This is a genomic window from Streptomyces sp. ActVer (assembly GCF_027270795.1).
In the GTDB taxonomy this organism is placed as follows: domain Bacteria; phylum Actinomycetota; class Actinomycetes; order Streptomycetales; family Streptomycetaceae; genus Streptomyces; species Streptomyces umbrinus_A.
In genome coordinates, this window is the sequence record NZ_JAPWHT010000087.1 from 13,281 (window position 1) to 29,362 (window position 16,082).

The 16,082-nt window shown below is 70.0% G+C and carries 14 protein-coding genes; 11 read left to right on the forward strand and 3 right to left on the reverse strand.

The window, feature by feature from the left end; all coding sequences use genetic code 11:
• Nucleotides 1-67: 67 nt before the first annotated feature.
• The 9 genes from O3Q52_RS16650 to O3Q52_RS16690 all read left to right on the forward strand — a co-directional run bounded on the left by O3Q52_RS16650 (nt 68) and on the right by O3Q52_RS16690 (nt 9,364).
• On the forward strand, nt 68-1,387 hold the full coding sequence (locus tag O3Q52_RS16650; RefSeq protein ID WP_269649573.1) for a coenzyme F420-0:L-glutamate ligase: 1,320 nt from the start codon (nt 68-70) through the stop codon (nt 1,385-1,387).
• A 136-nt stretch (nt 1,388-1,523) separates the two neighbouring features.
• Nucleotides 1,524-2,546 (forward strand): DNA-3-methyladenine glycosylase, encoded by a 1,023-nt coding sequence (locus O3Q52_RS16655; RefSeq protein WP_269649559.1) that lies wholly within the window; start codon nt 1,524-1,526, stop codon nt 2,544-2,546.
• A 116-nt stretch (nt 2,547-2,662) separates the two neighbouring features.
• Entirely contained in the window at nt 2,663-4,171 is a 1,509-nt protein-coding gene (locus tag O3Q52_RS16660) for a recombinase family protein (protein WP_269649560.1), read from the forward strand.
• Between the two features lie 251 nt (nt 4,172-4,422).
• A complete protein-coding gene (locus O3Q52_RS16665; RefSeq protein ID WP_269649561.1) occupies nt 4,423-4,623 on the forward strand; it encodes a hypothetical protein in 201 nt (66 codons plus the stop codon).
• Entirely contained in the window at nt 4,620-4,772 is a 153-nt protein-coding gene (locus O3Q52_RS16670; RefSeq protein ID WP_269649562.1) for a hypothetical protein, read from the forward strand. Before O3Q52_RS16665 ends, O3Q52_RS16670 begins: the two co-directional genes overlap by 4 nt.
• Before the next feature lie 128 nt (nt 4,773-4,900).
• Nucleotides 4,901-6,661, forward strand: coding sequence for an AAA family ATPase (locus O3Q52_RS16675; protein WP_269649563.1), 1,761 nt, complete (start codon nt 4,901-4,903; stop codon nt 6,659-6,661).
• A gap of 233 nt (nt 6,662-6,894) precedes the next feature.
• On the forward strand, nt 6,895-7,110 hold the full coding sequence (locus tag O3Q52_RS16680) for a hypothetical protein (protein ID WP_269649564.1): 216 nt from the start codon (nt 6,895-6,897) through the stop codon (nt 7,108-7,110).
• A gap of 38 nt (nt 7,111-7,148) precedes the next feature.
• Entirely contained in the window at nt 7,149-7,400 is a 252-nt protein-coding gene (locus O3Q52_RS16685; RefSeq protein WP_269649565.1) for a hypothetical protein, read from the forward strand.
• A 467-nt stretch (nt 7,401-7,867) separates the two neighbouring features.
• On the forward strand, nt 7,868-9,364 hold the full coding sequence (locus tag O3Q52_RS16690; protein ID WP_269649566.1) for a phage major capsid protein: 1,497 nt from the start codon (nt 7,868-7,870) through the stop codon (nt 9,362-9,364).
• Between the two features lie 902 nt (nt 9,365-10,266).
• Here the strand turns inward: O3Q52_RS16690 and O3Q52_RS16695 are convergent.
• Nucleotides 10,267-10,434 (reverse strand): hypothetical protein, encoded by a 168-nt coding sequence (locus O3Q52_RS16695; protein ID WP_269649567.1) that lies wholly within the window; start codon nt 10,432-10,434, stop codon nt 10,267-10,269.
• A 111-nt stretch (nt 10,435-10,545) separates the two neighbouring features.
• Between O3Q52_RS16695 and O3Q52_RS16700 the strand changes: the two genes are divergently transcribed.
• Entirely contained in the window at nt 10,546-11,787 is a 1,242-nt protein-coding gene (locus O3Q52_RS16700; protein ID WP_269649568.1) for a helix-turn-helix domain-containing protein, read from the forward strand.
• 264 nt (nt 11,788-12,051) lie between these two features.
• Here the strand turns inward: O3Q52_RS16700 and O3Q52_RS16705 are convergent, their stop codons facing one another.
• Nucleotides 12,052-13,134, reverse strand: coding sequence for an NDP-sugar synthase (locus O3Q52_RS16705; protein ID WP_269649569.1), 1,083 nt, complete (start codon nt 13,132-13,134; stop codon nt 12,052-12,054).
• A 166-nt stretch (nt 13,135-13,300) separates the two neighbouring features.
• Complete coding sequence (locus tag O3Q52_RS16710) at nt 13,301-15,007, reverse strand: peptidoglycan recognition protein (RefSeq protein ID WP_269649570.1); 1,707 nt, start codon at nt 15,005-15,007, stop codon at nt 13,301-13,303.
• Nucleotides 15,008-15,135: 128 nt separating this feature from the next.
• Between O3Q52_RS16710 and O3Q52_RS16715 the strand changes: the two genes are divergently transcribed.
• Nucleotides 15,136-15,891, forward strand: a complete 756-nt coding sequence (locus tag O3Q52_RS16715) for a TIGR03089 family protein (RefSeq protein ID WP_269649571.1) — start codon at nt 15,136-15,138, stop codon at nt 15,889-15,891.
• The last annotated feature ends 191 nt before the right edge of the window (nt 15,892-16,082 follow it).

Here is a 16,082-nt window from a genome sequence, read left to right on the forward strand (position 1 = left end):
GTTCGGGGGTACGGAGCACGTGAGCGACGAGGTTTCCCCGAGGCCGGCTCCGGCCGGGGGCGAAGGGCTGCCCTCGGGTGTGCCCGGCTTCCGGGTCTGGGCGCTGCCCGGACTGCCCGAAGTACGGCCGGGGGACGATCTCGCCAAGCTGATCGCCAGTACCGAGCCGGGTCTTGTCGACGGGGACGTACTGCTGGTCACCTCGAAGATCGTGTCCAAGGCCGAGGGGCGGATCGTCGAGGCGGCGGACCGGGAGGCCGCCATCGACGCCGAGACCGTGCGGGTCGTCGCGCGGCGCGGGCCGCTGCGGATCGTGGAGAACCGGCAGGGGCTCATCATGGCCGCCGCCGGCGTCGATGCCTCCAACACACCCTCCGGGACAGTGCTGTTGCTGCCGGAGGACTCCGACGCCTCCGCGCGCGCGATCCGCGACGGGCTGCGGGACGCGCTCGGGGTCGAGGTCGGGGTCGTCGTCACGGACACGTTCGGGCGGCCCTGGCGGACCGGGCTCACCGATGTCGCCATCGGGGCCGCCGGGGTGCGCGTACTCGACGATCTGAGGGGCGGCACGGACGCGCACGGGAATCCGCTCAGCGCCACCGTGGTCGCCACCGCCGACGAGCTCGCCTCCGCCGGTGACCTTGTCAAGGGCAAGGCCGCCGGGCTGCCCGTCGCCGTCGTGCGCGGACTGCCCCACGTGGTGGGCACGAGCGGCGAGGACGGCAAGGACGAAGGGACGCGAGGCATGGTCCGGGACGCGCGCGACGACATGTTCCGGCTCGGCACCTCCGAGGCCGTCCGGGAGGCCGTCACCCAGCGGCGTACCGTACGGGCCTTCACCGACGAGCCCGTCGACCCCGATGCCGTACGGCGTGCGGTGGCCGCCGCCGTGACCGCGCCCGCGCCGCATCACACGACGCCCTGGAGATTCGTACTCCTTGAGTCGGCCGAGTCGCGGACGCGGCTGCTCGACGCCATGCGGGACGCCTGGATCGCCGATCTGGAGCGGGACGGGAAGAGCGAGGAGTCCATCGCCAAGCGCGTACGGCGCGGGGACGTGCTGCGTAAGGCGCCCTATCTCGTCGTGCCGTGCCTCGTCATGGACGGGTCCCACACGTACGGCGACCAGCGGCGTGACGGCGCCGAGCGCGAGATGTTCGTGGTCGCCGCGGGCGCCGGGGTGCAGAACTTCCTCGTCGCGCTCGCCGGGGAGCGGCTCGGGTCCGCGTGGGTGTCGTCGACGATGTTCTGCCGGGAGGTCGTGCGGGACGTGCTCGGGCTGCCGGAGGGATGGGATCCCATGGGGGCCGTCGCCGTCGGTCACGCGGCGGAGGAGCCGAAGGCCCGCCCCGAGCGGGATGCGGGGGCGTTCATCGAGGTGCGCTGAGCGCCGACGTACACATCAGCCCTGGTTCGAACGTTCACATCAACCCTGGGTCGTACGGCATTCTCGTACGGCACTCCCGAGCGCCCTGAGCGCCTCGGACACCCTGAGCACCGCGAGCAGCCCTAGGACCTCAACCGTGGCCGGACGTTTTGATCCTCGGCCGACGCGTACGACCGTGCGCGGCGGGCATGTCGTCGTGCCCGGGCAGGCGCGGGCGGACCGGTCGGCCGGACCCGGCGGGCGTACGCGGAGGTGGGTGCCGCCGTGGCCGCTGGATCTCGGGCTGGTGCTCGGGCCGTTGCGGCGGGGGCCCGCCGATCCGACCTTCCGTACGACGCCGGACGGGGCCGTGTGGCGGGCCAGTCTCACGCCGGTCGGGCCCGGGACCCTGCGGGTGTCCGTGCGCGCGGGTGTCGTCGAGGGGGAGGCGTGGGGGCCCGGGGCCGAGTGGTTGCTGGAGCAGTTGCCACTGATGCTCGGGGAGTCGGACGATCCCGATGCCTTCGAGCCGCGGCATCGGCTGGTGGCGGTGGCCCGGCATCGGCGGCCCGGTTTGCGGCTGACGCGTACCGGGCTGGTGCTGGAGTCGTTGATTCCGTCGGTTCTCGAACAGAAGGTCACGACGGACGAGGCGTATCGGGCCTGGCGGTTGCTCGTGCGGACGTACGGGGTGCCTGCGCCGGGGCCCGGGCCTCTGGTGGGGCGGGGTGGGGGGATGTTCGTGATGCCCGAGCCCCGGGTCTGGGCGTTGATTCCCTCGTGGGAGTGGCACCGGGCCGGGGTCTACAACAAGCAGGCGTCGACGATTCTGCGGGTCGTCCGGGTGGCTCGGCGGATGGAGGAAGCGGTGGGGTTCGAGGCGGGGCGGGCCCAGGAGCGGCTTGAGGCGGTGGCGGGGGTGGGGCCGTGGACCTCGGCGGAGGTTGTGCAGCGGAGTCATGGGGCGGCGGATGCGGTGACGGTCGGGGACCTGCACCTTCCCGGGATCGTGGGGTATGCGCTGGCCGGGGACCGGGATGCGGATGATGCCGTGATGTTGTCGTTACTGGAGCCTTATGCGGGGCAGCGGCATCGGGCTGCTCGGCTCATTCTGTTGAGCGGGCGTACGCCGGGGCGGCGGCAGCCGCGGATGCCTCGGGGGGATATCGGGCGGCTGTGAGTCGGGGCTTTTTCCGCCCCCGCCGCCCCTGTCCTCCCCCACTCTCGGCTTCGCGAGATTTCTTCTAGGGGGCGCACTCTGGAGGGGTAGCAGAACCGGGCCCACCAGGGGGGATCATGACCGCCACACTGACCGCCGCGATAGACACCGCGACACTGCGAGGCCGCGAGTACCGCCGGATCTCCGTCGACCGGACCGGCGAGGAGCGTTCGATCGAGGAGCAGGCCGCCGAGAACGCCGCGACCGCCGACGAGCGCGGCATTGTCCTCGGGGAGCCGTACGAGGACACCGGCAGCGCGAGCCGGTACGCGCGCCGGGGCCGGGACGGCTTTGACCAACTGGTGGATGATCTGAAGGCTGGGACCTTCAACGCGGACGTCCTGATCCTGTGGGAGTCGTCCCGTGGTTCGCGCCGGGTGGGCGAATGGATCACCCTTCTGGAACTGTGCGAAGAACGCGGCGTCAAGATCTTCGTGACGTCCCAGGAGCGGATGTACGACCCCGCCGACGGCCACGACCGGAAGGCCCTGATCGACGACGCGAACGACTCGGAGTACGAGTCCTTCAAGATCCGGAAGCGGGTGAAGCGGACCTTGGACAGCAACCTCCGCCAGGGCAAGCCGAACGGGCAGGTTCCGTTCGGGTACGGCCGCGAGCCGGTGTGGACCACCGACAAGCGCGGCCGGAAGGTCACGCGGTCCGGCCCTCAGCTCCCGGACCCGGCCGAGGCCGTTCTCGTGATCGAACTGTTCCGGCGGATCAAGGCCGGGGACGCGTTCCTGAAGATCGAACGGGACTGGAAGAAGCGCGGGATCACCGGCCGGTACGGCAAGGCCATGCGTGCGCCGACGCTGCGTGCCATGGCCGAACGGGTCGCGTACATCGGTCTGCGGGTCCACTACGGCGAGACGCGTCCCGCGTCGTGGCCGGTGATCGCGGACTACGAGGGCAGCCCGATGACGCCGGACGAGTTCGTGACCCTGTTCCGGGAGGTCCAGGTGATCCTCGCGGCCCCTGAGCGGCAGACGGCCAAGCCGGGCGCCGGGAAGCATGTCTACTCCGCGATCACCAAGTGTGACGTCTGCGGCGGACCGACCAAGGTCGACAAGGGCACGAAGTACATCTGCCGCGAGAAGGGCTGTGTGTCGGTCGACAAGGCCGACACGGACCGGTTCCTGAACGGCTACATCACCGGCGCCCTGGCCCGGCCGGACACCTACGCGGCTCTCGCCCCGGCCGACGGCGAGAACGACGCGTTGGCGGCCGTGCGCGCCGGTCTGGCGTCGAAGCGGGCCGAGTTGGCAGAGATGGAGACGGCCCCCCGCCCGGCGGGGGCACGCGCCAAGATGGCCATGATCCAGACCATGGACGAGCTGGAGGCGGAGATCACGGAGCTGGAGGCCGACGAGGCCAGGCTGACCCGGCCGAACCCGCTGGCCGCGATCTTCCCGCCGGGGCCGGACGTCGATGCCCGGTGGACGGCCGCCGACACGGCCGTGAAGCGTCAGGTGGCCGCACTGCTGCTGGTCCCCGAGCGTCTCGGGGAGGTGCGCGTCACGCGCAGTCCCCGGCCTGGCGAGGCCGTCCCGGCGCGCGAGCGGCTGACCCGGCGGACGGCCGCCTGACGTCCCGTCACCACAGGCAAAAGGCCCGGTCGGAGCGTCCGGCCGGGCCTCTTTGTTGATCGCGAAGGATCACGCCGAGTTTCGTGTCTTAATGGATGCACCGGTCCACGGACGGGCCGGATCCCGGAAGGTACCGGGAAGGCGGAGACGGCCCCCGCCCGCACAACGACGACTGACGCACTGTCACAGACCAGCGGACCGGCCCGAAGGCCGATGGACGCAGCCGAAGATCCATTCAATGGAGCTTCGCCGTGCCACGTCAGTACACCAAGCGCCTTCCGCAGGAGGCATACACCGAGCGGTCCCGTAAGGCCGCCGCCGTGCGCGAGTCCACGGACAACGTGATCCGCAAGCTCGCTGCCCGCGAGCTGACCCCCGAGCAGGCCGCGAGGGTCCGCGCGCTGCTCGCGGAGTTCCCCGCTGAGAACGAGACGGCCGGGGGCAGGTCATGACCGGCCCCGAGATCCTCACCGCCGACGAGCGCGAGGCCGAGGCCGCGATGATCGCCGAATGGGTCGAGACGGCCCCGTCGCTCGATGCTGTGACCCTGGCCCGTCTGCGGGCCCTGCTGCCTCCGGCCGACGGGGGCGAGATCGAGTGACCACATACGAACGGGGCCCGGCACAGGCCCCGAACGACGACGCGGCTGACGTCAGTTCCCATGGTACTGCGGCAGATGCGATGAACCGCGCGGATCAACAGGCGGTTCCCGACGCTCGGGACGTCCTGATGCGTGATCCCGAGAAGCGCCCCGCCGACGAGCCGGACACCGGTCCGCCGACCGAGTACCGGAAGATCCACGAGCGGCACGTGCCGGTGCTCGTTGCAGCGGGGATCTCACCGGCCGTGGCCGACCAGACGGTGATCAGCCAGAACGGCAGCCTGCTGTTCAACAACCGGCGCCCGGACGGCTCGCGGTTCACGGTCGAGCGGCCGGACGCGCCGCCGGTCAACCCCGAGACCGGCAAGCCGCTGTTCAAGTACAAGCACCCTCCGGGAGGGCGCGGGCTGAACGTCCACCCATCCGTGCGTGACCGGATGACGGACGTCAAGGCGCCGCTCGTCATGGCCGAGGGGACCAAGCAGTACCTCGCCGTGGTCAGCGCCGCGCAGAGCATGAACGTCTTCCCCGTCGGCATGTCCGGCATCCGGAACTGGCAGTGGAAGCCCGGGGGCGAGAACACCCCGAGCGTGCCGCTGCCCGACTGGGGATACATCCCGCTCAAGGGCCGTAAGGCGTACGTCATCCCGGATGGCGACTACGCCACCAACGACGACGTACGCGCCGCCACGGATGCCCTCATGGACGCGCTACGCGGCATGGGAGCGTCGGCCGTGCACCGGGTGGCCATTCCCCTCGGGCCGGACGGCAAGACCGGGGCAGACGACCACCTCGGGGCGTTCCCGGAGGCCGAGCGGACGGCCGAACTCCTGCGCATGATCCGGGAGTCCGAGGACGACTCGGACGACTTCTTTCTGACGCGTGATCAGCTCGCTGAACTGCCCCGGGTAGAGCCGCTGATCAAGGGCATGCTCAACCGCTCGTGCATCACGTGGCTGTCCGGGAAGCACGGCACCTACAAGACGTTCGTAGCGCTGGCTTGGGCGTGTTCTGTGGCCACCGGACGGGCCTGGGAAGGCCACACGGTGGCGCACCCCGGACCGGTCATCTACGTCGCCGCAGAGGGCCTCTACGGGCTCAACGGCCGGACCGACGCCTGGGAGGCGGCGTTCAACCGGGGGCAGCGCGTCAGCAATCTGATCGTTCCCCGCAAGGGCATGGACCCGCGCAAGCCGGAGGACATGGCCAAGCTGATCAGGATGGCCAAGAAGGTCGGGGCCGTCATGATCGTCTTCGACACCCTCCACCAGTGCACGCCGGGCATGGATGAGAACTCCGCGAAGGAACAGGGCGTCGCGTTCGACGGCTTCAAGCGGGTCCGGCACGAGACCGGCTGCACCGTCCTGGTGCTGGCCCACACCGGCTACGCCGGTGAGCGCGCGCGGGGATCCTCCGCTCAGGAGGACGACACCGACGACGCGTACGTGATCAAGCTCGATGGAGAGGACCGGGGGCCGGAGAATCCGCGCACCTTGATCCGCAAGAAGTCCAAGGAGGGCGAGTCAGGCGGGCGGTTCCCGCTGGCGCTCGTCCAGATTCCCGGCCCTGACCCGTTCGACCCCGGGGAGGGAAGCACCGCGTACATCCGGCTCGGGGAGACCGGGGGCGCGGCTCCGAAGAAGGAGACCAACGTCCAGCGGATCATCCGCGAGATGGACGATGCCGGGCTGCCGGTCGAACTCAGCCAGCGGGGTGCCGCCGGTTGGCTCGCGGCTCGGGAGATCGACATCAAGGGCCGAACCAAGGACTGGAACACGGCCCATTCCGCACGCAAGGAACGCCCGCTTCCCTCCCCGGGCCTACGGCCCCGGGAAGCAGGGGAAGCAGGGGGTGCTTCCCAGGTGCTTCCCGAGAAGGGAAGCAGCTAATGCGCAGGTCAGGCAGTGGGTGCTTCCCACTGCTTCCCTGCTTCCCTCCACCCGAGGGAAGCACCCCGAATTTCAAGATCAGGGAAGCACCACATCAGTAACAGGAGTCACATCATGGCAAGGATCATCACCCCGCAGAACTACCCGCTGTACCTCGCCGACGACGAGGAGGCGCTGACGGCTTTGGCCAGGCGGCTCGACATCGACCCCGAGAAAGTGAAGGCGGCCTGATCATGTCCAGCAGGAAGCGCCGGAAGCCCCGGCCTGTCGACCCCGAACGGCTCGGGGCCGAGTACGTCTGCGGGCACTGCACCGCTGACACCCTCGTGTCCACCGACCCGCCCCCGCCCGTCGTGTTCATCGGCCATGACGAGACGTGCCCGACGCGCACCGGCGCCGCCGACCCCATGCCCTCGCTCCTCCGCGCCCTGGATAGGGCCGCCTCATGATCAAACCCCAGCCGGCACTTCCGTCACAGGAGATCAACATGACCAGCCCCGAGATCAGCCCCGAAGCCGAAGCCAAATTCGTTGCCCTCGCCTCGCGGAATCTGACTGAGGAGTTCGCCGACTCCGTGAACTCTCTGGCCCGGCACCCCGATGCCGCCGCGTACCTGGCCGGTCTGGCCGAGGGCATGCTCAAGATCGTGATTGTGGGAGGCCGGTTCAGGATTCTCCCCGTTGACACGGCCGAAGAGGCCACCGACGCCGACGCCGAGTACTTCGGCTTCTACATGTGACCGCCGCAAGGTCCGGCCGGACCCTTATGCGCGCACGCGCGCGCGACCCTGACGCCGCGACAGGTGACACCCCGGAATGTCAGATCGCGAGACCTATAGGCCAGGGCCCGTTTCAGTGGGTGACTGACGCCTCTGAAACCCGACTGACGGTGTCAGTGACGTCAGTCGGGTGTCAGCCGCCCCACACCCACTCTGACATGCAGGAATCCCTAACTCAGAGGGAGTGGACGCGGGGCCCCGGGAACACAAACGATCTCGTTAGACGGCCACACGCGGCGTTCACGTACCAGGGTTTGTACTGTCGCCCCAGCTCAGCGAGGTACGCTGTGATCAGCAGGGCCACGGCCGGAGCACGTCCCAGGGGGGCGCCTCCACCGGGGTCCCCTGGCCGGACAAGGCGCAGCCTCGGAGAGGTGCGCTGGGTCTCCACCAGGCGAGTCATGATCACGACTAGCCAGGGGACACCCATGTCCACGTTCGAGATCGACACCGAAAACCCGACCCGCGAGGCGGTTGACGGCTTCTTCGCCGACGGCCCCACCCTCGACGACTGCATGGCGGTCATGGAGCAGATCGACGATCGCTCAGCGGGCCAGCCCATCGAGGGGCCGCGCGCGGCCCTGTACCGGCGGGCGCATCGACAGGTGATGGAACACCTCGACCGCATCGCCGAACTCCGGACGCGCACCGTGGATCGCGTCGGCTACACCGAGGACGGCACACCGTTCGGCACCCCTGACGGCACCGTGGACGGCCGCACCCACAGCCGCCGTTCCGGCGTCCGGCGCCGTGACCCGTGGTCCGGCGTCGGCCTGCGCAACGTCCCGGGTTCTGAGGTCCGCTCCCGCGCCCTTGACGCCATCGAGGCGCAGGACATGCCGGACGCCGCCCGCGAGGCAGGCACCCGCGCCGTGGAGGACGCCGACGAGGACGAGCGCGACCGGGGCCGCATGGCCCGGTACACCCTCGAACTGTCCAGCCCGGCCTACCGGCGCGCGTTCCTCAAGTGGATGCGTGATCCCGTCCGGGGGCACCTGGAATGGAGCCGCGACGAGCAGGAAGCCCACAACCGCGTGCGCTACGTCGAGCGGGCCATGAGCCTCGGCACCCCCGGCTCCGGTGGCTTCCTGGTGCCCTACGCGCTGGACCCCCAAATCATGATCAGCAACGCGGGGTACGTCGACCCGATGCGGCAGGTTGCGCGGGTCGAGAAGACCGTCCTGAACGAGCAGCGGTTCGTCACCAGCACCGGCGTGACGGCCAGTTGGGACGCCGAGGCCGCCGAGGTCAGCGACGACACCCCGGCGCTCCTCCAGCCTGCGATCACGTCCTACAAGGGGGCGGCCTTCCTGCCCGTCAGCTACGAGCTGTTCGAGGACTCGGACATATCGCGGCAGGTGGCGGAAGTGTTCGCCGACGCCAAGGCGTCGCTGGAGGCCACGGCCTTCACGACCGGCACCGGCACCGGTCAGCCCAAGGGGATCATCACGGCCCTGGTCGCGGCCGGTGGCTCCTCGGTGATCGCGACGGGTACCAACGTCCTGGCGCAGGCCGACCTGTACGCCAACCAGGCGTCTCTGCCCCCGCGTTGGAGGCAGAACGCGAAGTGGATGATGAACCTGTCGATCATCAACGGGTTCCGTCAGCTCCCGCAGGCGACCGGCCTGAACTACTCGATCATCAACGACAACACCACGCCACCGAAGGCGCTGGGTTGGGACGTGATCGAGAACGGTTCGATGGACGGAGCGCTGACCGGTAGCGCTGCCGACTACGCGGTCCTGTCCGGTGACTTCCGTCAGTACATCGTGACCGATCGTCTCGGCACGAGCATCGAACTGATCAACCACCTGTTCGGTGCTGCGCAGCGTCCGACCGGTCAGCGTGGGTTCTACATGCACTGGCGAACTGGTGGTGACGTGGTGATCCCGGACGCGTTCCGGCTGAGCAACTACAGCACCTGACCCGAGACACCGACGATCACCGCGTGGCGGCTGTTGGGGCAGCCGCGCGATGTAACTGCCCGCGCGGTGATCGTCGGTCCCAGTTTGCTCAGGTGTTTGCTGGCCGGACCGGCTGACGATCACTCAGTGATCGCCAGGCATCACAGTTCATGGTCATCTGTGATTTGCTCAGCAAACCGGGTTCGGGCGGGCATCGCTGCACGTCAGAGGCGTGATCATCGGGCCCAGGGGGGCAGGGTGCTCGACGTAACACGAGCCCCGCCTACCCCAGACGCTACTACCGTCTGGATAACCCCCCGAGGCCCGTGACCCGATGGGCGCATTACAGTCTGTAAATTCCGAGCAAAACCCGTGGTCAGAGGCCCTGATCATCTTTGCTCAACGAAACAGGCAATCAAGATCCGTGAGTCCCAGGTCAGGCCAACGATCACTCGCCGCGATCATCGGATCGAGTTTGCTATCAGCAAATCGATCACTGCTGCCGGACGGCGCACCCGGGTGATCAGGGGTTGTCCCCGGGTGCGCCGTCTCATGTCCTCCGGCTGTCCCCGCCGGGGCGTGGCCTCGTGGACACCGCCCCGGGATCCCGTGACACCTCCGGGTCCGGAGACCGAGGCTCACGGGCCGTCTGTCCGCGCAGAGGGACAACCGGCCGATCGTTTGTCCTCGCCGTGGTCGGCCGACTACAGCGAGGACAGATGCGATGAACCACGGGACATTCTCAGGTCAGGCCCGGTATCGATGGCAGGAGCACGTGCACCGGCGCACGAGCAGGATGCCGCGCGAGTGCGGAAGTGGGACATCCCGGGTCTGGGTGCACTCGCCGTGCAGGTCCCGGTACTCCGGCCGCTGGGCAACCGCGCAGTGCGGGCTCATGGTGTCCGTGTCGACGGTGGGCGCGCTCACCGCGAGACCCGCGCTTCCCGCCGGTGGTGCGGGCAGCGGCAGGGCGGGTAGCCGAGATCCATTTGGAGCCGTTCCGGGTCTCCGGTCCCGACCTCGTAGCGCGGAACGATCTCCGTCCGCCGCCCGTCCTTGTGGATCTTGTAGACCTGGATCGTCATCGTCATGATCACTCGCCCCCTCGCAGGTCACCCCACCCTCGCGGGTCACATGGATCTCTCGGAGGCGCCCCCCAGGGGGCCAGGGAGGGGCCAGAATGGTTCCGGGGGGAGGCCCGCATGGACACCACGGAACGGAAGCGGCAGTTCGGCGCCTATCTGGCCCGGCTGCGCCGGGACGCGAAGCTGTCTCAGCGTCAGCTCGCCGACCGGCTGTGCCTGGTGTCCGGCACCGCGTCCGTGACCCGCAACGAGGTGTCCCGGTGGGAGCGCGGCGAACGCGTCCCGGGTGCGTGGCTGCCCGCGCTGGCCACCGTTCTCGGGGCCCGGCTGGAGACCTTGGAGGCCGCCGCCGCGTACGCCCGGGGAGATGCCGCCGGACGCCTGCCCGGGGCGTTCGCCACCCTGGCTCAACTGCTGCCCCCCGGCGACCCGTTGGAGCGCGGAGACGGCCAAGGACGCCGCATCGGCGCGTCCACCGTGGCCGCCCTCGCCGGACGGGTGCACGGGCTACGCCTCGCGGATGACGTGCTGGCCGGTGGCGACCTGATCGACCGGGCGTTCCGTGATCTGTCCGGGGCTGTCCGGCTGCACCGCGATTCGTCGTACGACGAACCCACCGGGACCGCGCTGCTCGTGCAGATCGGCGAGCTGGCGCAGATCACCGGATGGATCGCCTCGGACGCCGGGGAGCACGACCAGGCCGAGCAGGCATACCGGCTCGGGATCTCTGCCGCGCGGCAGGCCGGTGACGGCGCCCTGGTGGCCAACCTCGCCGGATCGCTCGCCTACCAACTGTCCAACACCGGGCGGGAATTGGAAGGCGTCGACCTGGCCGAGGCCGCCGTGACCGAGGCCGGACCCGACGCCCCCGCGCAGACCCGCGCGCTGTTCTTCGACCGCGTCGCCTGGGCCCATGCGAAGGCGGGCCGGACTCATGCCCAAGGCGCCATGCGGGCCCTCGGGGAGGCGCATGACGCCCTGTCCGCCGACGGCGGACCCGAGGCGCCCGACTGGGCGTACTGGGTGTCTCGTGACGAGCTGGAAGTCATGGATGCCCGGGTGTTCACCGAGCTGCGCCGACCGCTGCGGGCCGTGCCGCTGCTGTCCCGCGTCCTGGACCGCTACGACGCCACGCACGCCCGGGAACTGGCGCTCTACCTGTCGTGGCTGGCCGTCGCCTACGCCGACGCCAACGAGCCCGAGGAGGCCGCCGCGACGGCTCAGCGGATGTTCGACCTGTCCGCCGACGTCGCCAGCGACCGCACCTCGGAACGGGCCCGGGTCGTCCTGCGGCGGCTGGCCGACTACGACGACGTACCGGAGGTTCGGTCCGTCCTCGCGGAACACCCCGTCGCGTGATCAAGGCCGGACAACGAAATCCGTAGGTGCCCTGACGTGCAGGTCTCTAGATCAGGTAACGGTTACCCCACAATGACATTCCACCTTCGCTCGAGCGGGGGGACCCCCATCGTCACTTACTCAGGGGCTCCGCCCCCGAACCCCCGTATCGCGCTGAACGCGCTCGTCCTCGAACGCCGGACGGGCTGGGTGGTGTGAGCCTGCGCCAGTTTGTGTGCGCAGGCTCTGCTCCCCCCTTTGGTCAAGGCCCTGCTTGAGTCGGTGTTACTGGTCCGATGAGAAGCGGAGTGCTGCGGCCGGGATCTGGGCGTCGCACCAGATGCGTACGCCCTCGCGGAGTTCGTTGTCCGGGCCTACCGAGGCGCCGTCGCCCACCACCACTCCTGTGAGGACCGAACGGGCTCCTACGTGGGCGCGGGCACCGATCAGGGAGTCGGTGATGACCGCGCCCGGGGCGATGACCGCGCCGTCGAGGACGGTGCTGCCGGAGATGCGGGCGCCCTCGCCGACGGTGGCGCCGTGGCCGACGACGGTGCCGCCGGTCAGTTTGGCGTCGGAGGCGACCGTGGCCGACGGGAGGACCAGGCGGTCTCCGCAGCGGCCCGGGACCGCCGGGGACGGAGCGCGGCCGAGGACCAGGTCGGCCGAGCCGCGTACGAAGGCCCCCGGGGTGCCCAGGTCCAGCCAGTAGGTCGAGTCGACCATTCCCTGGAGGTGGGCGCCGGAGGACAGGAGCTCCGGGAACGTCTCCCGTTCGACCGAGACCGGGCGGCCCACCGGGATCGCGTCGATCACCGAGCGGCGGAAGACGTACGCTCCCGCGTTGATCTGGTCGGTGACGATCTCCTCGGGAGTCTGGGGTTTCTCCAGGAACGCCTGGACCCGGCCCGACGAGTCCGTGGGGACCAGTCCGTACGCCCTCGGGTCCGTCACCCTCGTGAGGTGCAGGGAGACGTCCGCGCCCGACGACCGGTGCGTGCTGATCAGGGCCGGGATGTCCAGGCCCGTCAGGATGTCCCCGTTGAAGATCAGGACCGGGTCGTCGGGGGCCGATCTCAGCCGGGAGGCCACGTTCCGGATGGCGCCGCCGGTGCCGAGGGGCTCCTCCTCGGTGACGTACTCGATGTGGAGCCCCAGCGACGAACCGTCGCCGAAGTGGGGCTCGAAGACCTCGGCCAGATAGGACGTGGCGAGCACGATGTGCTCGACCCCCGCCGCTCTCGCCCGTGCCAGCTGGTGCGTGAGGAACGGTACCCCGGCCGCCGGAACCATCGGCTTCGGCGTGTGCACCGTGAGGGGGCGCAGCCGTGTGCCCTTGCCGCCGACCAGGAGGATCGCTTCTGTCACCTGTCGTCTCTGCTTCCTGATGGGGCCGGTCGAACTGTCTTTCGACCGGCCAGCGTATGCAGACCGTTTCGATGGCTGTGGGGCGCCTCTGGGGAGGTATGACCGTGGGGAGCCGCCGGGGTTGGAACCCCGGCTTGCCGGGCTCACCATTCCCGCCGACCGGACGTCATCGTCCCTGGTAGCGGGCCGAAGTCGCACGGGCCGTGCCGAGCTTCGCGTAGAGTCGGCCGCCCGGGCATTCGGTGGCGAAACCATCCCGGTGACCGGAGATTACATTGAGTCGTACGTTCTTTCCTTTTCGGTAGAGATTTCCACCCCCGGACTTGAGGTAGGTCTTGCCCTTCGGGTTCGCTCCGAAGAGGCCGAGCTTCCACGCCGTGAGCTTCGCGATCGCCTTCACCGCGGCGGCGGGCGGGTTCGAGGCACCGAAGCTCCCGAGGACCGCGATCCCCATACTGTTGGTGTTGAAACCGAGAGTGTGTGCGCCCATGACCGGCTTGGCCACGCCTCCGGCCCGCCCCTCGTAGATGTTTCCACACTTGTCGATGAGGAAGTTGTAGCCGATGTCCCGCCAGCCGCTGCTCTTCACGTGGTAGCGGTAGATACTGCGGATGACTGAAGGGGCCTGCGCGCAGCGGTAGTTGATGCCCGACGCCGTGTGGTGGACGAAGGCGGCCTTCACGGTCTTCGTGTAGCTGAAGTTCCGCTCGCGGAGCGTCTCGTCGGCACCCCAGCCCCGGCGGGTGACGATGCGCGGACGTGCGCCGATGTACGGCTTCACGCGCTGGCCCTCCCCCGCGCTCGCCGCGTCGGCGTTGCCGATCGTGCCGGTCTTGCCTGTCGTACCCGGCTTCTCCTTCACGACTGGCTTGTCCTTCGGCGCCGGCTTGTCCGTCCCGCTCACCACGCCCGCCGAATCGCCGCGGGTCGCGACCAGGTCGGACTCCGTCTGCTTCTGGCTGAGGGCGGGGATCGAAGTGGCCCCCAGGGGGGCGAGGTCGGCGTTGACGGCGGAGGAGGCCGCGGCTTCGGGGGACAGGACGTTGCCCCGCGGGGTGTCCACCCCGGAGGCCTGGGGCGGGGGTTCGGCGGCCGGGTCGACGCCGGGGTCGATCAGTTCGATGCGCAGGCCCCTGGGGAGGAGGTCGCCTGCGACGGCCCGGCCGTCCGCCTCCGGCCTGCCGTCCGACTCCGCCTGGACGCGGACCTCCACACCGTCCGAGTCGCCGACCCACAGGGGGGCCGTGGATCCCCGTACGCGCCCGGAGGTGCGTTCCGCCGTGTCCGGGTCCGCCGCGTGCTCGCGGTTGTGCGTGTCAACGTCCTGCCAGACGGACCACTTCGCGGTGCCGCTCGCGCGGGTACGGACCTGGACCCGGCCCTGGAGTTCCATGTCCGGGTTGTCCCAGACGACGCCCACGAGGGAGAAGCGGCGTACGTCGCGTCGCGGGAGGCCTTGGGTGGCGGCGGGGGTGGAGGCCGGGGCGGATGTGGGGGGCAGGGTGCGGTCGCCGGGGGGCGGGGTGAGGGGCGCGAGGGGGAGGGACTGGGTGCTGCCGGGGATCGATCGGTCGGTCGCGGAACCGGCGGAGACGGCGGTGACGGGGGCGGCGGGGGCGGCGGGGGCGGCTACTGGGGCTTCCGCCGCCGTCCCGGCCGACGTGGCCGTCTCGGCCGATGTCTTCGAGGTGCTCGGCGTTTCCGGTCGGGCCCTGGCCGTTCGGTCGGATGCCGGTCTGTCCGGTGTCGCCCGCTCGGTGGTCGGGCTTCCGGCCGCCGGGGGTGCGGCCGCGGCGTCGGTGGACAGGGCCAGGGGGAAGGCCAGGGCGGCCGCACACGTGACGGCGATCGAGGCAGCAAGATATCCGCGCATGCCCCTGATCCTGGACATAGTCATACTTATCTGTCCATCTGGGATTTGACGGACCGTCGGCCGCACTCCGCCGAACCGGTGGCCCTCACTCCCCCGCCCGGGCGGGTGTCCGCGTACCCTTGCGTCCCGTGAACGCCACCGACCGCACCCCTGCCGACCTGCTGCGATCCGCGCTCGCCACGGATCCCGCGCGCCCCCTGGTGACCTTCTACGACGACGCCACGGGTGAACGTGTCGAACTGTCCGTGGCCACCTTCGCCAATTGGGTGGCCAAGACCGCCAACCTGCTCCAGGGCGAGCTGGCCGCCGAGCCCGGGGAGCGGGTCGCCCTGCTGCTGCCCGCGCACTGGCAGACGGCGGTGTGGCTGCTCGCCTGTTCCTCCGTGGGAGTCGTGGCGGATGTCGGGGGCGACGCGGGTGCCGCCGACCATGTGGTCGCCGGGCCCGGACAGTTCGAGGCCGGGCTCGCGTGCTCCGGGGAACGGGTGGCGTTGTCGCTCGCGCCGCTCGGGCGGCGGTTCGCCCAGGTGCCTGCCGGATACGCCGACTACGCCGTCGAGGTGCCCGGCCAGGGGGACGTCTTCCAGGCGTACGGGCCTGTGGATCCGGAGGCGCCCTCGGTGGTTGTCGCCGGGGCCGAGCTGACGGGGGCGGAGGTTGTCGAGCGGGCTCGTGCGGATGCGCCCGCGCTGGGGCTGACCGGGCCTGGGGCTCGGCTGTTGTCCGCTCTTCCTTACGACACGTGGGAGGGGCTGAGCGCCGGGCTCTTCGCTCCGTTGGCTGTCGGGGGGTCCGTGGTGTTGTGCCGGAACCTTGAGCGGGTTGGGGAGGACGCGGTGGCGAAGCGGATCGAGAGTGAGCGGGTTTCGGCTACGGCTCGCTGAGCGGCCCGCCGGGGTGGCTGGGCCGAGTTTTTCGCCCTCGCCGCCCCTACCCAATCCCGTCACCTGCTCAGGGGCTCCGCCCCCGAACCCCCAAAAGACTGCGCAGTTCCCCGCGCCCCTGAAAGGGTCGCGGGGAACTGTGCGACCAGCCACACCCAACCCGCACCCGGCAAACCCCCTCCCCCATTCGG